The sequence below is a fragment of the Pigmentiphaga sp. YJ18 genome, assembly GCF_038066655.1.
Lineage (GTDB): Bacteria > Pseudomonadota > Gammaproteobacteria > Burkholderiales > Burkholderiaceae_B > Pigmentiphaga.
Genome location: NZ_JBBUKU010000001.1, coordinates 777,111 through 797,445 on the forward strand (window position 1 = coordinate 777,111; position 20,335 = coordinate 797,445).

Annotated in this window: 20 protein-coding genes, 1 tRNA gene and 1 riboswitch; of the genes, 8 read left to right on the top strand and 13 right to left on the bottom strand. The window is 69.7% G+C overall.

Features of this window, described 5'->3' with window-relative positions:
- Window position 1: 1 nt before the first annotated feature.
- The 5 genes from ccoN to WKR98_RS03860 all read right to left on the bottom strand — a co-directional run bounded on the left by ccoN (window position 2) and on the right by WKR98_RS03860 (window position 5,099).
- Entirely contained in the window at window positions 2-1,471 is a 1,470-nt protein-coding gene (gene ccoN, locus WKR98_RS03840) for a cytochrome-c oxidase, cbb3-type subunit I (RefSeq protein ID WP_341432118.1), read from the bottom strand.
- 71 nt (window positions 1,472-1,542) lie between these two features.
- Window positions 1,543-1,737 (bottom strand): cbb3-type cytochrome oxidase assembly protein CcoS, encoded by a 195-nt coding sequence (ccoS, locus tag WKR98_RS03845; protein ID WP_124691952.1) that lies wholly within the window; start codon window positions 1,735-1,737, stop codon window positions 1,543-1,545.
- Window positions 1,737-4,235 carry a heavy metal translocating P-type ATPase gene (locus WKR98_RS03850; RefSeq protein WP_341432119.1) on the bottom strand — a complete coding sequence of 833 codons (2,499 nt, stop codon included), beginning with the start codon at window positions 4,233-4,235 and terminating at the stop codon, window positions 1,737-1,739. The genes ccoS and WKR98_RS03850 overlap by 1 nt, the downstream gene beginning before the upstream one ends.
- Window positions 4,236-4,285: 50 nt before the next feature.
- Window positions 4,286-4,543 (bottom strand): YkgJ family cysteine cluster protein, encoded by a 258-nt coding sequence (locus WKR98_RS03855; protein ID WP_124691954.1) that lies wholly within the window; start codon window positions 4,541-4,543, stop codon window positions 4,286-4,288.
- 4 nt (window positions 4,544-4,547) lie between these two features.
- A complete protein-coding gene (locus WKR98_RS03860; RefSeq protein ID WP_124691955.1) occupies window positions 4,548-5,099 on the bottom strand; it encodes a hypothetical protein in 552 nt (183 codons plus the stop codon).
- Window positions 5,100-5,261: 162 nt separating this feature from the next.
- Here WKR98_RS03860 and WKR98_RS03865 point away from each other — a divergent pair, with 162 nt between their 5' ends.
- From WKR98_RS03865 to WKR98_RS03880, 4 genes are all read left to right on the top strand, one after another.
- Complete coding sequence (locus tag WKR98_RS03865; RefSeq protein WP_341432120.1) at window positions 5,262-6,089, top strand: alpha/beta hydrolase; 828 nt, start codon at window positions 5,262-5,264, stop codon at window positions 6,087-6,089.
- Between the two features lie 272 nt (window positions 6,090-6,361).
- Window positions 6,362-6,775 (top strand): nucleoside diphosphate kinase regulator, encoded by a 414-nt coding sequence (gene rnk, locus WKR98_RS03870; protein ID WP_124691957.1) that lies wholly within the window; start codon window positions 6,362-6,364, stop codon window positions 6,773-6,775.
- 70 nt (window positions 6,776-6,845) lie between these two features.
- Window positions 6,846-7,086: riboswitch (cobalamin riboswitch) on the top strand.
- An 80-nt stretch (window positions 7,087-7,166) separates the two neighbouring features.
- Window positions 7,167-9,014, top strand: coding sequence for a TonB-dependent receptor plug domain-containing protein (locus WKR98_RS03875; protein ID WP_341432121.1), 1,848 nt, complete (start codon window positions 7,167-7,169; stop codon window positions 9,012-9,014).
- Window positions 9,015-9,033: 19 nt separating this feature from the next.
- Window positions 9,034-9,927: a cobalamin-binding protein gene (locus WKR98_RS03880; RefSeq protein WP_341432122.1), complete on the top strand. Its 894-nt coding sequence runs from the start codon at window positions 9,034-9,036 to the stop codon at window positions 9,925-9,927.
- Window positions 9,928-10,002: 75 nt separating this feature from the next.
- Here the strand turns inward: WKR98_RS03880 and WKR98_RS03885 are convergent.
- A tRNA-Arg gene (locus WKR98_RS03885) sits at window positions 10,003-10,078 on the bottom strand.
- A 254-nt stretch (window positions 10,079-10,332) separates the two neighbouring features.
- On the opposite strand from WKR98_RS03885, the gene WKR98_RS03890 reads away from it, so the two are divergent.
- On the top strand, window positions 10,333-11,232 hold the full coding sequence (locus WKR98_RS03890; protein ID WP_341432123.1) for a c-type cytochrome: 900 nt from the start codon (window positions 10,333-10,335) through the stop codon (window positions 11,230-11,232).
- A gap of 74 nt (window positions 11,233-11,306) precedes the next feature.
- Here the strand turns inward: WKR98_RS03890 and WKR98_RS03895 are convergent, their stop codons facing one another.
- Entirely contained in the window at window positions 11,307-12,536 is a 1,230-nt protein-coding gene (locus WKR98_RS03895; protein WP_124691960.1) for a CaiB/BaiF CoA transferase family protein, read from the bottom strand.
- Window positions 12,537-12,741: 205 nt separating this feature from the next.
- On the opposite strand from WKR98_RS03895, the gene WKR98_RS03900 reads away from it, so the two are divergent.
- Window positions 12,742-13,719: a Bug family tripartite tricarboxylate transporter substrate binding protein gene (locus WKR98_RS03900; protein ID WP_445936070.1), complete on the top strand. Its 978-nt coding sequence runs from the start codon at window positions 12,742-12,744 to the stop codon at window positions 13,717-13,719.
- A 152-nt stretch (window positions 13,720-13,871) separates the two neighbouring features.
- Window positions 13,872-14,846: a Bug family tripartite tricarboxylate transporter substrate binding protein gene (locus WKR98_RS03905; protein WP_341432125.1), complete on the top strand. Its 975-nt coding sequence runs from the start codon at window positions 13,872-13,874 to the stop codon at window positions 14,844-14,846.
- Window positions 14,847-14,881: 35 nt separating this feature from the next.
- Here WKR98_RS03905 and WKR98_RS03910 read toward each other — a convergent pair whose 3' ends face one another.
- On the bottom strand, window positions 14,882-15,655 hold the full coding sequence (locus WKR98_RS03910; protein WP_124691963.1) for a GntR family transcriptional regulator: 774 nt from the start codon (window positions 15,653-15,655) through the stop codon (window positions 14,882-14,884).
- A gap of 114 nt (window positions 15,656-15,769) precedes the next feature.
- Here WKR98_RS03910 and WKR98_RS03915 point away from each other — a divergent pair, with 114 nt between their 5' ends.
- Window positions 15,770-16,237: a YbaK/EbsC family protein gene (locus tag WKR98_RS03915; RefSeq protein ID WP_341432128.1), complete on the top strand. Its 468-nt coding sequence runs from the start codon at window positions 15,770-15,772 to the stop codon at window positions 16,235-16,237.
- A 7-nt stretch (window positions 16,238-16,244) separates the two neighbouring features.
- Here WKR98_RS03915 and WKR98_RS03920 read toward each other — a convergent pair whose 3' ends face one another.
- From WKR98_RS03920 to WKR98_RS03940, 5 genes are all read right to left on the bottom strand, one after another.
- The gene (locus WKR98_RS03920) at window positions 16,245-17,027 is read right to left on the bottom strand and encodes a GntR family transcriptional regulator (RefSeq protein ID WP_161568003.1); all 783 of its coding nucleotides are present in this window, start codon (window positions 17,025-17,027) and stop codon (window positions 16,245-16,247) included.
- A gap of 98 nt (window positions 17,028-17,125) precedes the next feature.
- Window positions 17,126-17,521: a RidA family protein gene (locus WKR98_RS03925; RefSeq protein WP_124691966.1), complete on the bottom strand. Its 396-nt coding sequence runs from the start codon at window positions 17,519-17,521 to the stop codon at window positions 17,126-17,128.
- Window positions 17,514-18,377 carry an alpha/beta fold hydrolase gene (locus WKR98_RS03930; RefSeq protein WP_124691967.1) on the bottom strand — a complete coding sequence of 288 codons (864 nt, stop codon included), beginning with the start codon at window positions 18,375-18,377 and terminating at the stop codon, window positions 17,514-17,516. Before WKR98_RS03930 ends, WKR98_RS03925 begins: the two co-directional genes overlap by 8 nt.
- 54 nt (window positions 18,378-18,431) lie before the next feature.
- Window positions 18,432-19,571, bottom strand: coding sequence for a DODA-type extradiol aromatic ring-opening family dioxygenase (locus tag WKR98_RS03935; RefSeq protein WP_341432130.1), 1,140 nt, complete (start codon window positions 19,569-19,571; stop codon window positions 18,432-18,434).
- Window positions 19,572-19,573: 2 nt separating this feature from the next.
- Complete coding sequence (locus WKR98_RS03940) at window positions 19,574-20,332, bottom strand: dienelactone hydrolase family protein (protein ID WP_124691969.1); 759 nt, start codon at window positions 20,330-20,332, stop codon at window positions 19,574-19,576.
- Between the last annotated feature and the right edge of the window lie 3 nt (window positions 20,333-20,335).

Consider the following 20,335-nt stretch of genomic DNA (forward strand, 5'->3'; position numbering starts at 1 on the left):
CTCAGGCCAGCTGCGGCCGGGCCGCCACGGATACCGGAACCAGCGCCGGCACCGGCGCGTCGAACGGCTGCCGCCCGCGCGCCGTCATGACGAAGTTCCACGCCATCAGCAGCATGCCGCCCAGGAAGCACACCCCGCCCAGCAGGCGCACGACGTAGAACGGATACGTGGCCTTGACCGATTCGACGAAGGTGTAGGTCAGGGTGCCGTCGGGTTCCACGGCGCGCCACATCAGGCCCTGCATGACGCCGGCGATCCACATCGCAGCGATATAGAGCACCACGCCCAGCGTGGCGATCCAGAAATGGAGTTCTATCATCCTGGTGCTGTACATCTGCTTCTGCCCGAACAGACGCGGGAACAGGTAATAGAGCGAGCCGATCGTGATCATCGCGACCCAGCCCAGCGCGCCGGAATGCACGTGGCCGATAGTCCAGTCCGTGTAGTGCGACAGCGAGTTGACGGTCTTGATGGACATCATCGAGCCCTCGAACGTGGACATGCCGTAGAAGGACAGCGCCACCACGAGGAACTTCAGAATGGGATCGGTGCGCAATTTGTGCCAGGCGCCCGACAGGGTCATGATGCCGTTCAGCATGCCGCCCCACGACGGCGCCAGCAGGATCAGCGAGAACACCATGCCCAGCGACTGCGCCCAGTCCGGCAGCGCCGTGTATTGCAGGTGGTGCGGGCCGGCCCACATGTAGGTGAAGCTCAGCGCCCAGAAGTGGACGATGGACAGCCGGTACGAATAGATGGGGCGCTCGGCCTGCTTGGGCACGAAGTAGTACATCATGCCCAGGAAGCTGGTGGTCAGGAAGAAGCCCACGGCATTGTGGCCGTACCACCACTGCACCATCGCGTCCTGCACGCCGGCGTAGGCCGAGTACGACTTCCACATCGTGGCCGGCCATTCCAGGTTGTTGACGATGTGCAGCAGCGCGATCGTCAGGATGTAGGCGCCGAAGAACCAGTTCGCCACGTAGATGTGGCGGGTCCTGCGTTGGACGATGGTGCCGAAGAACACCACGGCGTACACCACCCACACCAGCGTGATGAGGATGTCGATGGGCCATTCGAGTTCGGCGTATTCCTTGCTGCTGGTGTAGCCCATCGGCAGCGTGATCGCCGCCGCGACGATGACGGCCTGCCAGCCCCAGAAGGTGAAGGCCGCCAGCGGCGCCGAGAACAGGCGCGCCTGACAGGTACGCTGCACCACGTAGTAAGAGGTGGCGAACAGCGCGCTGCCGCCGAACGCGAAGATGACCGCGTTGGTGTGCAGCGGCCGCAGCCGCCCGTAGGTCAGCCATGGCACGTCGAAGTTCAGCGCCGGCCAGATCAATTGCGCGGCGAGCAGCACGCCCACCGCCATGCCCACGATCCCCCACACGACCGTCATGACGGCGAATTGGCGGACGATCTTGTAGTTGAATGTTTCGCCGGAAAGCGCGCCGCTTGCGCTGTCGCCCATGGCAGTTTCCCCTGATTCTGAATTCCCGCTCCTATCATGCGCAGGCGCCGGGGATCGCGCCTTGACGCAGATCAAGCTTCGCGGGAAGAGCGCTCGGAGCGCGGCGTTTCGTCCACACCGGCAGGCGTGTCGTCGTCCATCAGGATGGCGTAGTCGGCGCCGTCCATGTCCTCGAACTGGCCGTCCTGCACCGCCCACCACAGCACCACGACGACGGCCAGCACCAGCATCAGGCTGAGCGGGACCAGCAGGTAGAGCGTTTCCATCAGCGGCGCAGCCTCCATGCGTTGCCCACCACCAGCAGCGAGGACAGCGACATGCCCAGCGCCGCCATCCAGGCGGTGATCCAGCCCGAGGCGGCCAGCGGAATGAAGGACAGGTTGTAGGCCAGGGCCCAGCCCAGGTTCTGGCGCATCACGCGGCGCGCGCGGCGCGCGGTGCGCAACGCGTGCGCCACACCCAGGATGCCGTGGCCGTTCAGGATGACGTCGGCGCTGGCGCGGGCCAGCGGCGTGCCGGCCGCGACGGCCATGGACACCTGGGCCAGACCGAGCTGCGGGGCATCGTTGATGCCGTCGCCCACCGCCAGCACCACCGCGCCGCCAGCCTGCAGGGACGCGACGTAGTCCTTCTTGCCCTCGGGGCTGACGCCGCCCGCATGGCTGCTGATGCCGAACTCGGTGGCCCAGGCTTCGACCGTGCGCGCATCGTCACCCGACACCAGGTGCACGCGCTTGCCCATCGCCTGCAGCGCCCGCACCGTCTCGTGGCTGTCCTCGCGCGGCGCATCCCGCAGCACGAAGCGCGCGAGCGGCCCGGCATCGCCGGCCAGCCAGACCTGCGTGGCGACGGCGCCTGCTGCCCCGTCCCGGCCATCGGCCAGCGACGGCAGTTGCGCCGGGTCGCGCGACCCCGCCGCGAAACGTGGGCTGCCCAGGCGCATCGTGGTCCCGGCGCAGCAGGCTTGCACGCCCTGCCCCGGCAGGTGGCGGGCGTCCTGGACGTCCGGCACTGGCAGGCCCGCCTCGCGCGCCGCCGCGATCAGCGCCAGGCCCGTCGGGTGCGTGCTGCCTTCCTCCATGGCCGCAGCCAGGGCCAGGCACTGCCCCGCGCCCAGCGCGCCGAATATCTCCACGCTCGCCACCGAGAACCGGCCCTGCGTCAGCGTCCCGGTCTTGTCCAGCACCACGTCGGTGACCTGCGCCAGCGTTTCCAGCGCATGCCCCTTCACCACCAATATGCCCTTGCGGGCCAGGGCCGCCGTGGCGGCCGCCAGCGCGGCCGGCGTCGCCAGCGACAGCGCGCACGGACAGCTGACCACCAGCACCGCGATCATGACCGGCAGCGCGCGCGACGGATCGAGCCACCACCACACCGCGCCGGTGGCCAGCGCCAGCGCGATCAGCGCCAGCACGAACACCACCGCGATGCGGTCGGCCAGCACCGCGATGCGCGGCTTTTCCTCCAGCGCCCGATCCAGGGCCTGGATGATCCGCGCCAGCCGGGTTTCGCCGCCGACCTGCTCGACCCGCATCCATACCGGGCTGCCGTTGTTATGGCTGCCGGCGGCCAGGCCATCGCCCACCGCCTTGGCGATGGGCCGGCTTTCCCCGGTCAGCATGGCCTCGTCGACCTGCGTGGCGCCTTCCAGCACCCGGCCGTCGGCCGGCACGGCCTCGCCCGGGCCGATGCGCAGCACGTCGCCCGGACGCACCTGCTGCAGGGCGATGATGTCGGTCTCGCGGCTGGCCGGATAGTCCCGCAGCCGCGCGCAGGTGGCGGGCAGTTGCGCGGCCAGCGCGCGGCCGCCGTCCTGCGCCTCGTGGCGCACCACCAGTTCGAGATAGCGCGCCGCCAGCAGCAGGGCCACGAACATGGTGACCGAATCGAAATAGACCTCGCCCCGGTTGGCCACCGTGGCGGCCACGCTGGCGCCGAAGGCGGCCAGGATGCCGATCACCACCGGCAGGTCCATGCCCGGCCGGCCATGGCGCAGCCCCCGCCAGGCGCCCCGCATCAGCGGCCACGCGCTGTACATCACCACCGGCAGGGTCAGCGCCAGGCTGGCCCAGCGCAGCAGCTGCCACTGGTCGGGCGCGATCGAGGCTTCGTGGCGGTAGAGCGGCCACGCATACATCATGACCTGCATCATGCACAGCAGCGCCACCGCCATGCGCAGCAGCAGGCCGCGCTTCTCGCGGCGCAGGCCGTCGTTCGCGGTCCCGGGCTGGAAGGGCACGGCTCGATAGCCGATGGCGGCGAACGCGTCCAGGACACGGCCCAGGCCGGTCTGCGCCGTCTTCCAGCGCACCCGCGCCCGGCCGGTGGCATGGTTGACGTGCGCCGCCACCACCCCGGGCTGGCGCTCCAGGTGCTGCTCGCACAGCCAGACACAGGCGGCGCAGCGCAAGTCGCCTATCGTCAGCCAGGCCTCGGCCGTGCCGGCGTCCACGGCGCGCACGTATAGCGATTCGATGTCGGACTGCCCGAACGCCGCGCGCAGATCCGCCTGCCCGTCGGCATCGTCCAGCGGCCGGCCCAGGCCGCTGCGGAAACGGTAGAAACTCTCCAGGCCCGCGCCATGGATGGTCTGGGCGACCGCCAGGCAGCCGGCGCAGCAGAACCAGTGCTGGCCCCCCGCGACCGACGCGCGCAAGCCGCCGCCCGCGGGCTGGCCGCAGTGATAGCAGTCCACGGCCGAGGCGCCGGGGGCCGGCGCGGCCAGGGAGGCGGAAGGCAGCGAAGTCGTGTTCACGCTGCGCATTCTGGCCGCAAGCCCGGCCGCGCGCGTTGATCCAGGTCAAGCGGGAGGGTTCAGGCGGGCCGGGTCAGGTCTTCCAGGCGGCCCAGCCAGCGCATGGCGTGCTCGCGGCTGTCCCCGCACATGTCGGAGGCGGGCATCAGCGAGGCGCAGACGGCGGGCCGCTCGGGCCGGCCGAACAGCTTGCAGCGCTCGTCTTCGTCCAGCTGGATGCAGCGCATGCCGGCCGGCTTGCCTTCGGGCATGCCCGGTATCGGCGTGGTGATGGACGGCGCCGTGCAACAGGCGCCGCAGCCGGGGCGGCATTCCATGCGTTCAATCCGCCCGTACCGACTGCACGAAGGTCCGGGCCGAGTCGCGGTCCAGCTCGTCTTCCCGGCCCAGGGCCACGACTTCGATCAACTGGTTCCCCAGCAGGTAGACCCGGCCCAGCAGCCAGGACGGCGTGTTCGCCACGACGCCATGCACCTCCAGCTCCACCGCCCGGCCGAGCTTGCGTGTGTCGGCGGGCGCCTGGCGCAGCGTGATTTCCTTGCGGTAGGTAAGCGTGCCGCGCAGGTTGGCCAGCAACACCTGCTCGAAGGCGTCCGCGACCTTGGCCAGTTCGGCCGGATCGGCCAGGATGGCCTCCGGCAGCGTCACCCGGCCAACGGCGAAGATGGAGGTGTCCACCGGCGCGATGTCGAAGGCCAGCGGCAGCGTGTGGCCGGCGATGTCGACGTCGCGCTGGTCGGGCTTGGGTCGGGCGGGGAAGGTGACGCGGATCGCCCCGTCGGCCGCCGGCATCTCGCGCCAGTTGTACTTGGGCGAGCAGGCGGCCAGCATGGCCAGGAGCAGGACGAGACAGGCGCGGATAGGTGAAGACATGGGCATTCCAGCGGCAGTGTGCGGCGGCGTCGTCCGCCCGCCCGCGACAAAACGGTACAAGCTGTTACACGAGCCAGCCGGCCCGCTGGAAGTGGCTGAGCGACAATCCGCCTTTGAATCCATACACGATCGATACGGGACAACGAATTGTCGCTGATTTCCATGACGACCGCTCCAGACGGCACGCAGCTCGCGGCGTACCGCTGGGACGTGCCGCCCCGCCCGGAAGGCTACCGGCCCGCGTACCTGCTGCACGGCCTGGGTGAGCACGCCGGACGCTACGAAGGGCTGGTGCGCTGGTTCGCGGCCCGCGGCTGGTCGCTGGCGGCGCACGACCATCGGGGCCACGGCCGTTCCAGCGGCAAGCGGGGCGCGCTGCGCGCCAGCGACGATCTGGTGGTGGATGCCGAACACCGGCTGGCCGAATACGTGCGCGAAACGGGCGCGCCGCCGCTGCTGATCGGGCACAGCCTGGGCGGTCTGGTGGCCGCGCGCGTGGCGCTGCGCGGCCACGTGCCGCTGGCGGGCCTGGTGCTGTCCTCTCCCGCCTTCAGCGTGGAACTGTCCGCCCGCCAGCGCTGGATGCTGGACATGCTGGGCGGCATTGCCCCCGACCTGCGCGTGGGCAGCGGCCTGAAGATCTCCCGGCTGTCGCACGAGCAGGCCGTGATCGATGCCTATGCCCAGGATCCTCTGGTGCACGACCGGATCAGCGCGCGGCTGATGCGCTTCATCGCCGATGCCGGGGCGCAATCGATCGCCGAGGCCTCCGGCCTGAAACCGCGCACGCTGCTGATGGTGGCGGGGGACGATGCCATCGTCTCGCCGTCGGGCAGCCGGCGCTTCGCCGACGCGGGCGCGCCCGGCAAGCTGGCGCTGCGCTGGTACCACCAGGCCTACCACGAGGTGCTGAACGAGTCCCCGGCGCTGGCCGCCCCGGTCTATGCCGACATGGAGACCTGGCTGGCCACGCTGACCGCCCCGGTTTGAACCGGTCGGCCAGAATGGGCTATCCTAGCCTCATGGAACCCATACGGCGTGCCGTGCCGGCACCCGCCTCCTCGCTTCGATCCCGGTCGATGCGCATCTGCGCGCGTCGCGCCTCGTCGCGCCCGTCCATCCTGTTTCCGCTCATCCCGGCCTTCCACTCCTGAGCCCGGCGATCCCCCTCCCCTCTACTGCTTTCTCGCAATCGATCGCCGGGCTTCCCGAACAAACGTCTTGAACGCCGTTTTTCCGGCACCGTTTTTCAGGAGACAGGCATGCAAACCGGCAGCCCTCAGTACATCACCGTCAGCGAACTCGACTACGTTCGCCTTACCAACCTTCTGGGCGACCGCGAACCCGCCGCGGGCACGGCGCAGGCCGTCCTGGCCGAGGCCCTGGACCAGGCCGACCAGGCCGAGCCGCGCGAAATCCCCGCCGACATCGTCACCATGCACACCCGCGTGGAAGTCGAGGACGAAGGCGGCGCGCGGCTGATCACGCTGTGCTATCCGAAGGAAGCCGATGCCGCCCAGGGCATGGTGTCGGTGCTCTCGCCCATGGGCGCCGCCCTGCTGGGCACCCAGGTTCCCGGCACGATAGGCTGGACCCCGCCCGATGGCGAACCGCGCCAGGCGCGCGTCGTGCGCATCGACTACCAGCCCGAAGCCAACGGCGACTACACCGCCTGATCCCTCCTGCCACGCGGCGGCCGGACAACATCCCCACCCGCGTTTCCCGCCTTCCGTCCCCTGGCCGTGCTAGAGTAGCCGCCGAGTCGGTGCTTCACAGTTAAACGGGAAACAGGAGGGCCCCTTCGGGACCTAACCTGTGCTGCCCCCGCAACGGTAAGCATTCCGTCCCGCGTGGCCACGCCGCGCGCGACACGCCGCATCGAACCCACTGTGCCCCGTCCCGCCGCATCCTCCGGCGCCGACGCGCATGGGAAGGGGATGCGGCCGCGAATGCCAGCCCGGATACCGGCCGGCTCGACGGTCCCCCGGACCGAAAGGGGGAAGCGCAACGCTTCCCGATTCGCTAGCCGACGTGCGGGGATGCACGTCACCGAAACCGCAGGTATCCATGTCATCCAGTTCCCCCTCCTGGCGCCTGGCCGGCGCCACCGGCGCGCTGCTTTGCGCCGCCAACGTACAGGCCCAGGCTCCCGCCACCACCCTCGACCCGGTCACCGTCACGGCCTCGCGCATCGAGCAGCCCCTGTCGCGCGCCCTGGGCGACGTCACCGTCATCGACGCCGAGACCATTCAGCGCGCCGGGCAAAGCAGCCTGGCCGAACTGCTGCAGCGTGAACACGCCATCGACATCGGCACCAACGGCGGCCCGCAAACCACCACCAGCGTCTTCATCCGCGGCGCCAACAGCCGCCACACCCTGGTGCTGATCGACGGCCTGCGCGTGGGCTCGGCCACGTCGGGCACCATGAGCCTGAACGGCATAGATCCCGCCAGCGTCGAACGCATCGAGATCCTGCGCGGCGCGGCCAGCAGCATCTATGGTGCGGACGCCATCGGCGGCGTCATCAACATCATCACCAGGCGCCAGGCGGACCGTCCGCTGGCCATCAGCGGATCGGTGGGCGCGGGCAGCCACGACACCTACAAGGCCCAGGTCAACCTGGACGGCGCGCAGGGCATGTGGAGCTACGGCCTGCAGTACGGCAAATCCAAAAGCCGCGGCTTCAACGCCACCCTGCCGGGCAGCTTCGCCTACTACGGCGACCGCGACGGCTACGAACAGGAAAACGCCGCCGCCCGCCTGGGCCTGGCCTGGGCGACCGGCCACCGCATCGAGGCCAGCGTCTACAACTCCCGCATCAACGGCCAGTACGACAACAACGGCATCGCCTACGATTCGCGCGCCGTCACCCGCGTGCAGTCCTATTCCCTGTCCAGCGTGGACCGCATCACCGATTCCTGGACCAGCACGCTGCGCTTCGGTCGCACCGTGGACGACTACCGCGACTACGCCAGCGCCACGGCCCCGCGCGCGCAGGCGCGCACGCGCCAGGACCTGTTCACCTGGCAGAACGATCTCGCGCTGGCCGCCGGACAAAGCCTGTCGCTGATCGCCGAACACCTGCGCGAAGACGTGCTGAGCACCTCGCTGACCGGCAACTTCCCGACCCGGCGCCGCACCAATTCGGTGGCCGCGATCTACCGCGGCGACTTCGATCGGCACCACGTCCAGCTGAACCTGCGCCACGACAACAATTCCCAGTACGGCGGCAACACCTCGGGCGCGGTGTCCTACGCCTATGACTTCGCGCCCGGATGGCAGGCCACGGCCGCCGCCGGCACCGGCTTTCGCGCCCCCACCTACAGCGACCTGTACGGCTTCGGCGGCAACCCCGACCTGAAGGCCGAGAAGTCGCGCAACGTCGAAGCGGGCCTGCGTTATCGCCAGGGCGGCACCACGGCCTCGGTCACGGCCTTCCGCAACCGCGTCTCGAACCTGATCGTCTGGGTGGACGACGGCACCGGCAACTGGACGGGCAGCAACGCCAACGTCGACAAGGCCATCCTGAAGGGCGTGAACGTCAGCGTCGCCCAGCAGCTGGGCGCGACCACACTGCGCGCCAGCGCCGACTGGCAGGACCCGCGCGACGCCCGCACCGGCGAACAATTGGCCCGGCGCGCCCGCGGCAGCCTGAAACTGGCGGCCGACCACCGCCTGGGCCCCTGGCTGCTGGGCGCCGAATGGCTGGCGACCACGCCGCGCGTGGACTACGCTGGCGCGGTGGGACGCCTGGGCGGCTACAGCCTGATGAACCTGATGGCGTCCTACGACATCAATCGCAACACGCAGGTGCAGGTGCGCTGGAACAATGCGTTCAACAAGCACTATGAAGTGGCGGGCGGCTATGCGACCCCGGGCTCGACGGTCTTCGTCAACCTCAGCTACCGCCCCTGAGCGGCACCACCCGCGGGCGGTGCTCGCACTGGCGTTGGCACTGGCGCTGGGCCCCGCGGCCGCGCGCGCCCAGGCCATCCACGCGCGCGACGACGCCGGCCGCGACATCACCCTGCCCGCGCCGGCGCGGCGGGTGGTGTCGCTGGCGCCCCATGCCACCGAGCTGCTGTATGCCGCCGGTGCGGGAAGGGCCATCGTGGGCGTGGACCGCGACAGCAATTACCCGTCCGAGGCATTGAAACTGCCTCGCGTGGGCAACGGACTGCAGCCGAACGCCGAACGCATCGTGGCGCTGGCGCCCGACCTGGTCGTGCTGTGGGCGTACGGCGACGGGCTGGCGCACGCGGGGCTACCCGATTCCCTGCTGGAGCGGCTGGGCATCCGGCTGTACTACAGCAACCCCCGCAAGCTGGCCGACATTCCCGACGCCATCGAGCGCTTGGACGAACTGACCGGCACCCGCGCGGCGGCCGGGGCCCACGCGGCGAACCTGCGGCGGCGCCTGGCCGCGCTGGCCACGCGTTACGCGGGCCAGCGCCCCGTGCGCGTGTTCTATCAGGTGGGTTCGCAGCCCATGTACACCGTGAACGATCGCGGCATCATCGGCGATGCCCTGCGGACCTGCGGCGCCGTCAACGTGTTCGGCGGCCTGTCCGCCGCCGCGCCCATGGTGGGCGCGGAAAGCGTGCTGCGGGAGAATCCGCAGGCCATCATCGTGGGTCAGGCCGGCCCCGGCGCCGATGCGGCGCTGGCGGCGTGGAAGGACCTCGGACCGGCGCTGGCCGCGGTGCCGGACAACCTGTGGGCCGTCGACCCCGACGCCATGCACCGCCCGGGGCCGCGCATGATCGAAGCCACGGAGCGCCTGTGCGAGAGGGTCGATGCCACGCGGCGGCGGGCGGCCGGACGGTGAACGGGGCAAAAAGCGATGGAGGGAAGGCGGGACGTGGCAGCGGCGGGCGGCTGCACGAGGGAGAAAAGCGGGAAATGGCGCGCCCGGCTGGGATCGAACCAGCAACCCCTGCCTTCGGAGAGCAGTACTCTATCCATTGAGCTACGGGCGCGTAGCCGCTAATTGTACCCTGCCTGGAAAATTTCGTCTTTTGCCCCGCGCGACCGGGCCCCAAAAACACCGATTGAGCCGAGCGGCGGCCCTGCCGTTATAATCAGTCGTTTATGTGCGGGAAAGCAGCCGACCGGGAGGAGAAAGGCGGCGGCCCATCCGGCGCAATACAAGTATCAAAGCAAGCAGTCAGCAACATCCCATAAACCGTCACGTGTCGGGCGTGCCCGGCCCATAGACTTGCAGGACTTGGCAATGAGCAACGCGCAGCATAACCACGAAGAAGAACATGAATCGCCGATCAGGACGCCCCGTCAGCTGATCACGGTGGTCATACTGGCTTTCCTCGTCCCCATCATCACCATCCTGCTGCTCGTGAACTTCGTCGCCAGCGGCAACAAGTCCAACGCGGGTTCCGACGCGCAAACGCCCGAGGCCATCGAGGCCCGCATCAAGCCGGTGGCCGGCTTCGAACTGCGCGACGCCAACGCCCCGCGCGTCTTCCAGACCGGCGAAGCGGTCTACAAGGCCGTCTGCGCCACCTGTCACGCCGCCGGCGTGGCCGGCGCGCCCAAGTTCGGCGACAGCGGTTCGTGGGCCAAGTACGTCTCCACCGGCTTCGACGCCATGCTGCAGGTCGCCCTGCACGGCAAGGGCGCCATGCCGGCCAAGGGCGGCAACCCCGACCTGGACGACTTCGAAGTCGCGCGCGCGGTGGTCTACATGGCCAACAACAGCGGCGCCAGCTTCAAGGAACCGGCCGAACCCGCGCCCGCCGCCCCGGCCGCCACCGCGGAAGCCCCGGCTGCCGCACCCGCCGCGCCTGCTGCCCCCGCCGCTGCCGCGCCGGCCGCTCCCGCTCCCCAGGCCGCCGCGCCGGCTCCGCAAGCCGCGGCACCCGCCGCCGCCTCCACCGCCGACGGCAAGAAACTGTACGACTCCACCTGTTTCGCCTGCCACGGCGCCGGCATCGCCGGCGCGCCCAAGTTCGGCGACAAGGCCGCCTGGGCGAAGTACGTCGCCACCGGCATGGACGCCATGGTGTCGGTCGCCATGCAGGGCAAGGGCGCGATGCCTCCGAAGGGCGGCGCCGCGAACGCAACCGAGGCCGACATCCGCGCGGCGGTGCAGTACATGGTCGACGCGGCCAAGTAAGCCACCTCGCCCGCTTCGATTCAAAAAACCCGGCCCACCGAAAGGGGGCCGGGTTTTTTATTCGGGCCCGGCCGCTATGCGGCGGGCGGCACGAGGCGCTGGATGGCTTCGTCGCTCAGGCCCAGATAGTCGCGCAGCACGGCTTCGGTGTCCTGTCCCAGCAGCGGCGGCGCGTGGCGGTATTGCACCGGCGTGTCGGACAGGCGCAGCGGGCTGGCGACGGAAGGCGCCGTGCCGGCCAGCGGATGCGGCAGGTCCAGGCGCAGGCCGCGGGCCCGGACCTGGGGATCGTCGAAGGCCTGGTCGATGGTGTTGATGGGACCGCAGGGCACGCCCACGGCTTCGAGCCGCTCCAGCCAGTAGTCGCGCGGCTTCTTTTCCATGATTCCGGCGAGGATGGGAACGAGCCGGTCGCGGTTGATGACGCGGTTGCTGTTGACGCTGTAATCGGGATGGTCGGCCAGGTGCGGCGCTTCCAGCACGCCGCAATAGGCGCGGAACTGGCCGTCGTTACCCACGGCGACGATCAGGTGGCCGTCGGACGCCGCGAACACCTGGTAGGGCACGATGTTCTGGTGGGCGTTGCCGGCCCGCTGGGGCGCGACGCCCGAGGTCAGGTAGTTCAGCGCCTGGTTGCCCAGCATGGCCACCACGGTGTCCAGCAGCGCGATGTCCAGGTGCTGGCCCTGGCCGCTGCGCTGGCGTTCCTGCAGCGCGGCCAGGATGCCCACGGTCGCGTACATGCCGGTCAGGATGTCGGCCACGGCCACGCCGGCCTTCTGCGGACCGGCGCCCGGCAGGCCGTCGCGCTCGCCGGTAATGCTCATGAAGCCGCCCAGCCCCTGGATCATGAAGTCGTAGCCGGGCCGGGTGGCGTAGGGGCCGGTCTGGCCGAACCCGGTGACCGAGCAATAGATCAGGCGCGGATTCACTTCCTTCATCGAGGCGTAGTCCAGGCCGTACTTCGCCAGCCCGCCGACCTTGAAGTTCTCGATCAGGATGTCGCTTTGCGCGGCCAGCTCGCGCACCAGCCGCGCGCCCTCGGGCGTGGCGATGTCCAGCGCGACCGAACGCTTGTTGCGGTTGACGCTGAGGTAGTAGGCGGCCTCGGCCGTGTCCTGGCCCTGGCCGTCCTTCAGGAACGGCGGCCCCCAGCTGCGCGTGTCGTCGCCCGCTCCCGGCCGCTCGATCTTGATCACCTCGGCGCCCAGGTCGGCCAGGTTCTGGGTGCACCAGGGTCCGGCCAGGACGCGAGTCAGGTCCAGGACACGGATGCCGGCCAGGGGAGAAGTGCGTGCTGTCATGCTTTGCTCGAATTCGCGTGAAGGAAGAACAAGACCGCAGGGCCGGCGAATGCCGGGCAATCCGTAAGCTTACCGCAGGGCCGCCCCGTCACAAGCCGTGATGCCCCCATTCATGCCAGGTGATTACGCCGCCGGAAGGGTCCTCGTATGCTGGCCCGACGCCAGGGGCCGCCCCGGTCTCCCGGCCAACCAGAACGGAGGAGCCATGCATCACCACCCGCTCATGCCGGCCGCGTGGATCGCGGCCGCGCTCGCCTGTGTCCTGCCCCCGCTGGCCACGGCCCAGGATATTCCACGCAAATCGATCACCATGGTCGTCGGCTTCGCGCCCGGCGGCGGCGCCGACACCGCGGCCCGCCTGATCGCCCGGAAGCTGTCGGAAAACCTTGGCCGGCCGGTGGTGGTCGAGAACAAGGCCGGTGCCGGCGGCAACATCGCCCACGACCTGGTCGCGCGTGCCGAGCCCGACGGCGCCACCATCCTGCTCGGTTCGATCGGCCCGCTGGCCATCGCGCCCCACCTGATGAAGCTGCCCTACGATCCGGCCAGGGACCTGGCGCCCATCACCATGGGCGTCAACTTCCCCAATGTGCTGGTGGCCTATGCCGGCCTGGGCGTCAAGACGCTGAACGACTACATCGAGATGGCCAGGAAGCATCCCGAGAAGATGAGCTACGCCTCGACCGGCGCCGGCTCGGCCTCGCACCTGGCGGGCGAACTGCTCAACCAGCGCGCCGGCGTGAACATCGTCCACGTCCCCTACAAGGGCGGCGCGCCGGCCATGGTGGACCTGCTGTCGGGACGGGTCGCCTCGTACTACTCCACGCCCTCGTCGGCCCAGCCCCACATCGAGACCGGCAAGATAGTGGCCATCGCCACGACCGGCCTGAAGCGCCCGGCTTTCATGCCCGACGTGCCGACCATCGCGGAGTCCGGTATTCCGGGCTTCAATGCCACCAACTGGTACGCGTTCGTCGCGCCGGGCAAGACGCCCGCCGGGATCCTGGACCGCTGGAACGAGGAAATCGTGAAAGTGCTGAAGGATCCTGACGTATCGGCACAATTGATCAAGCACGGACTGACGCCGGATCCGATGAGCCGCGAGGAACTCGCCAGGTTCATCGCCAGCGAATCGGCCACCTGGGGCGCGATCATCAAGGAGCGCCGCATCACCGCGCAGTAGTCTTCGTCTCCTTTCTTCTCGACATCCCGCACTTGCCCTCGGTCCGCGCTCGGCTCATAATAGCTAGTAGTATAGTTTACTATCACATTAAACCGAGCGACCGGGCAGGTACCCGGCGCCCGCGCGTCGAGCGACGCATCGAGGAGACAAGCTTGAAACCCAGTCTATCGTGTGGCCTGGTCGCGGCGAGCCTGGCGCTTGCCGGCATCCAGGCCGCCCATGCCGACGACTTTCCCACCCGCCCCATCCGCCTGGTTACCCCCTACCCGGCCGGCCTGACACCGGATGTCGCCACGCGCATCATGGCCGAGAAGCTGGGCAAGCTGTGGGGCAAGCCCATCGTCATCGAAGCCAAGCCCGGCGCCAACGGCTTCCTGGCGCTGGGCGCCGCCAAGCAGGCCGCGCCCGACGGCTACACCCTGCTGGTCGTGGGCGACGCGCACATGACGACCAATCCCAAGCTGCTGTCCTCGGTCCCCTACGACCCGCAGAAGGATTTCACGCCGGTCTCGCTGTTCTTCCGCGCCCCCTTCCTGTTCTACACATCCGCCGCGGCGCCCTATGCCTCGATGCGCGACCTGGTCGAGGCGGCCCGCAAGGACCCGAAGAAAATCACCTACGGTACGCCCTACGTCGGCAGCCCGGCCCACTTCGGCGGCGCCATCCTGGCCCAGGCCACGCGTACCGAGATGATGCCGGTCCACTACAAGGAAGGCGCGCAGATCTACACGGCGGTCGCCAACGGCGACATCAGCTTCAGCGTGGCCACCATCGGCTCGGGCCTGCCGCTGGTCAAGGCCGGCAAGCTGAAGATGCTGGCCACCGCGTCGCCGCAGCGCCTGGCCGACTACCCGCAGGTACCCACCGTGAAGGAATCCGGTGGCCCGGACCTGGCCATCGAGACCTGGGTGGGCCTGGTGGCGCCGGCCGGCACGCCCCCGGCCGTGGTGCAGAAGCTCAACGCCGGCATCGCGCAGGTGCTGAAGGATCCGGAACTGGTCGAGAAGTTCGCGGCGCTGGGCATCGAGCCGCAGAGCAGCACGCCGGCCGAGTTGTCCGCGCGCGTGCGCGATGAACTGGCCGAGGTGGAAACGCGCATCAAGCGGCTGGGCATCAGCATCGAGTAGCCCGCCGCGGGCGGCCGGCGCGCCAGGCGCCGCCGCTACTTCAGCCGCATGTGCACCCGCACGAAGTCGCTGCGGAAAAGGCCCTGGGATTCATACACCAGGACCTCGTCCCGGTCGAACACCGAGCGGGTGACCACCATGATGGCGGTGTTCACCGGCACATCCAGCAACTGCGCCACCTCGAAGTCGGCGTTGCTGGCCTGGATGGTCTGCTCGGCACGGCCGATACGCTCGCCCGCGTGGTTCTGTATCAGCTGCATGGGCACGGGCGAGTTGAACGCCTTCTTGCCGATGGCGCGGAAGATCGTGCGCTCCACGTACGAGTCGCCCACGAAATACGGAATCTGGTTGTGCTTCTGCAGCCGGCGCAAGTGCTGGTAGCCGTCGGGCGACAGCGCGCCGCCGTGGTGGTTGATCGACTGCGGCCGCATGACGGTGCTGCTTTCCAGCCATTCGATCTGGATGTCGGGCACATGGTTGACCAGCGTGTCCCAGCTGGTCGGGATGTCGTAGAAGACGCCGCTTTGCGGGCGGCGCAGGACGAAGGTGCCGCGGCCGCGATAGCGGCCGATCAGCCCCTCGGATTCCAGGAAGCCGATGGCATGGCGGATGGTGGCGCGCGCCACGCCTTCGTCGCGGGCCAGTTCGTCCAGCGACGGGATCTGCTGGTCCACCGCCCACTCGCCCGTCTCGATGCGCTTCCTGAAGGACATCACCAGCTTCACGTAGATGGGCGTCCCCACTTGCGCCAGGTTCGCGATGGCGGTCGACGGCGTCGTGCGGGTGGCGCGGGGCGGAGGCAAAGTCATGAGGCGGAATGTGCTGGTTGACTAGCCTTGCATTCTATCAGCGGCCTGTCCCGGCAGGCGGCGCGCGCGGTGGGCTATAGTCGGTGCTCTTCCGGCAACACGCATCGTTCCCGCATGAGTCTCGAATCCGTCCGCCATTTCCTGGCCGCCCACGCGCCCGACATCGCCATCATCGAACTCGTACACAGCACCGCCACCGTCGAACTGGCCGCGCAGCACCACGGCGTCGCGCCCGGCCAGATCGCGAAGACGCTGTCGCTGCGGGCGGGCGACCGCGAAGTGCTGGTCGTGACGCGCGGCGACGCCAGGCTGGACAACAAGAAGGCCAAGGCCGTGTTCGGCGGACGCGTGAAGATGCTGCCGGCCGACGAAGTGGTGGCCGTGACGGGGCATCCGGTGGGCGGCGTCTGCCCGTTCGGCCTGGCCACGCCGCTGCCGGTGTATTGCGACGTCTCGCTGCGGGCCTACGACGAAGTGCTGCCGGCGGCCGGGTCCACCCACAGCGCGGTGCGCATCGCGCCGCAGCGCCTGGCCGAACTGGTCGGCGCGCAATGGGTGGACGTCAGCCAGGAAGCGGCCTGAGGCGCGCCTACTTCAGGTCGGTGTGGATTTCCACGAAATCGCCGCGGAAGACGCCCAGCGATTCATAGACCAGCATGCCCTGGTGATCCAGCACCGAGCGCGTCACCTGGATGACCGGGGCGCCCGAGGTCAGGTCGAGCAGTCGGGCGGTGTCGAGGTCGGCCACGCTGGCGCGCACCGTCTGCTCGGCATGGCCGACGCCGCCCGGCAGGCGGGCGTCCAGGATCTTCAGCGGGATGGGCTTGGCCAGCACGTCGGCGCCGAAGGCGGCATAGACGTTCTTTTCGATGTAGGTATGGCCGATGCCGTAGGGAATGTGGTGGCGCAGCAGGCGCCGCTTGAGCGCCTGGTAGGACTCGCCCAGCGCGGCCCCGGTGTGCACCGAGGCGGGCGGATGCGTGCACTCGTGGCTCTCCAGCCATTCGACTTCGATGTCGGGTTGCGGCCCCGTCAGTTCGTCCCAGTTCATCGGGATGCGATACCAGATGTTGGACTGGGGACGCGCCAGCACGAAGGTGCCGCGGCCGCGGAAGCGGCCCACCAGCCCCTCGGCCTCGAGCATGCCCAGCGCGTGCCGCACCGTGACCCGGCCCACGTCGAACTCTTCCATCAGTTCGTCCAGCGACGGAATGCATTCGTTCAGCGGCCAGACGCCGTTCTCGATGCGCTGGCGGAACAGCGCGAAGAGCTGCGCGTACATCGGCAGCCCGCCGCGCGGGCCGGTGTTGGCGGCGCGCGCGGAGGTATCGGAAGTATCGGAAGCGTCGGTAGTGGGTCGTGCGGATGCCATGGAGCGAATCACCTGCGGCGGATGGCCAGTCTCGCGCCCGGGGCGCAAACGCATATTGTGCCGGGGCGCGGCGGGCGCTGGCAATCGAGCCGCTCCGGTCACGGCGCCAGCGCGATCACGTCCAGCGCATAGTGGGCGTTGCCGCCGGGCGCGCCGTTGGCATCCGCGACCCCCACCGCGATGCGGGCGGGCGGATCCTGCGGGAAGAACTCCATCCACGCCTGATGGAAGCCCTTGCGCTGGTCCAGGTCATGCAGATAAAGCGTGACCTTCACCACGTGCTGGAGCGTCGCCCCGGACGCGGCCAGCACCGCCTGGACGTTGCGCAGCGCCTGGCAGGCCTGTTCGTAGGGGTCGTCGGGCATGCGGTTGGTGGCCGGGTCGCGGCCGCGTATGGCCGACAGGAACAGGAAGCCTCCGGCCCGCACGCCAGGCACCATGCCGGCCATGCGGTCGGGCGCGTCCGGCGACTGCGGCATGCTCTGCCTATCCATTCAGGAACTCCCGGATGATGGCGGCGGCGCGGTCCGGCGCGTCGGTCTGCACCTGGTGGCCGGCTCCGGGCACCCATTCGATACGCGCGTCGGGCAGCATCTCGGCCAGCGCACGGCCGGTGGCGGGCACGGCGAAGGTATCTTCCTCGCCCCACAGGATCAGGGTGGGGATGCGGCGCGTCAGCGCGGGCAGCGCTTCCTGCCATTGGGTCTGGAGCTTGAGCACCGGGTCGTTGCGCACGAAGTCGATGCCCTGCGCCATGCGCTGGAAGGCCTCGTACGCGCCGGGCCGCGTGGCGGCGCGCTGGCGTTCGTCGATCAGCGCGTCGGTGATGCGCGACTTGTCGATGATCAGCGCTTCCAGCAGGCGCTTCATGCCGGCGCGCGAGCCATCATAGCCCATCAGCGCGTGCATGGCCTCGTTCGGCGCCTGTTTCAGGCCCAGCGAGCCGGCGATGGTGAGCGAGGACACGATGACCAGCTTCTCGACGCGGTCCGGATGCAGCATGGCGTAGTACGCGCCCGACCACGCGCCCTGCGAATTGCCCAGCACCGAGAACTTGTCCAGGCACAGCGCATCGACGAAATCCGCGGTGTGCGCCGCGCGGCTGATCAACCCGTAGGGCGTGGGCGCCTGGGTGTCCGTCAGCCCGAAGCCGCCGATGGAATCGGGCGCGACCACCCGGAAGTCCTTGCCCAGCAGCGGCAGCACGGGGCCCATGCCCGATGCGCCGGACGAGCCCGCGCCGCCGCCGTGCAGCGCCACCAGCGTGCGGCCCTGGTCGCCCGCTTCCGCGTAGTGCGTGCGCACGCCGTTGGCCAGTACCCAGCGCGAACGAATTGCCGTGTCATTCATGGTCGATGTCTCCAGTCGAAGAGGTGGACCCCGCCCATCGCGGGGCCCGCTTGCTCAGTTGCCGTGCCGCGGCAGCAGGCCACGGTCGCGGTAGGCCTGCACGTAGCGCAGTCCCAGGGTTCCGGCGAAGTTGCGGATCAGGAGCGGATGCACGCCCCACTCGTACAAGGTGGCCAGGTCGCGCTCGCGCAGGACGCGCCGTTCCTCGTCGTCCAGCCCGTGGCCGTCGAACGCGTCGCCGGCATCGGCCCGCAGCGCCGCCTGCAACGCCGGCTCCTTGTCGAAGCGGAACAGGTAGCGCTCCAGCGCATGGCGGTCGCGGTCCGCCCCGCCCGCCCGCGCGGGCAAGACCTCGCGCGTGTCCGTCTCGGGCAACAGCAGTTCGGTCACGCCTATTCCGGTCACCCAGGCCTGCACCGGCTCGTAGGCCGCCACCCGCGCGCCCGTGGCCCGGGCCGCGCCCGCGGCCAGCAGCCAGTTGCGGATCTCGGCCGCGCCGTTGCCTGCGCTGCTCACCACCTCGGCCGCGTTCCAGCCGGCGATCTCGTCGAAGCGGCCGGCGGCGAAGCCTTCCAGGAAGCGGCGGTCGAAATCGCGGTTGATGTGCCCGGTCTCGGGCATGCCGACCCAGTGGCTCAGGCCGCCGGTGCCGAGCACGGCCACGCGCGGCGCCCGTTCCTGCGCGCGCAGCACGTCGCCCAGCGCCCGGCCGAAAGCCAGGCAGCGGTCCAGGCGCGGCAGCGGTTCGATGGTGCAGTTCACGTACACCGGCAGCACCGGTGCGTCCCAGCCGGCCAGCAGCAATTGCAGCGGGCACGAGAAGCTGTGGTCCAGCGGCAGGCCGCGCGCGCCGGCCGCGTCGAAGCCGGCCGCCACCATGCCCGCGTGCACCGACTCGCCCAGGCCGGGCACGCCGGTGTAGTCCCGCTTGGGCACGCCGAATTCCCCGTGCCCCGGGAACGCCGCGCCGGTGCCGATGGCGAACACCGGCAGCGCGGCCTGGTCGAAGGTCAGGAAATGGTCGGTGGCGACGACCACGAGCACGTCGGGGCGCGCGGCCCGCAGCGAGGCGGACAGGGCCGAGAAGGCCTGGAACACCCGGTCGGCGCGCGCCAGGTCGTCCGGGTCGCCCTTGGGCGCGCGCATCATGGCGCCCGTATGGGCCGTGGCCGCGGCCCAGACGATTTCGCTCATGGTCAGCCTCCCGCGTCCAGATGGCGATGCAGGAAGTCCACGAAGCGCTCGTAGGTCAGTGCCGCGGCCTCGGGCGAATAACGCTCCAGCGTGCTGTCCATGTAGGCATGGCGCGCGCCGGGGTAGACGTGGAAGGAAATGGGCGCGGGCGCCCGCGCTTCCAGCGCTTCCTTCAACGCCAGGGTCTGGTCCATGGGAATGGCTTCGTCGGCGTCGCCGAAGTGCAGCTGCATGGGCGCCTGGATGCGCGGCGCCAGCGCGATGCGCGAGCGGTCGCGGCCGTCGGGCGCATAGGCGGCGGGCACCACCGGCAGCGCGTACAGCACCACCGAGCAGGCCAGGTCTTGCGTGTCGGCGGCCCAGGCCAGCACCGTGCCGCCGCCCAGGCAATAGCCCAGCGCGCCGACGCGGCCCACCCGGGGCTGCGTGCGCAGCCAGGCCAGCGCCGCCTGGCAATCGGGCACCACGACCTCGTCGCGCGCGGCGATGAAGGCCTTGCTGCGCCGTTCCTCGGCGGTGGTGTAGTCCTGCGGCGGCCGGCCGCCGATGCGGCTGTACGGGTCCACGGTCAGGACGATGAAACCCTCGGCCGCGAGCCGCCGCGTTTCCTCCTGGCGATGCTCGGTCACCCCCAGGTTCTCGGGCGCGCAGACCACCGCGCCCAGCACGTCGTCGCCGTCGGGCTCGGCCAGGTAGCCCCGCACCTGGTCGGCGCCGCTGGGAAAGGTCACCCAGCGGCCATGGCTGGTTCGCTTGTTCATGGA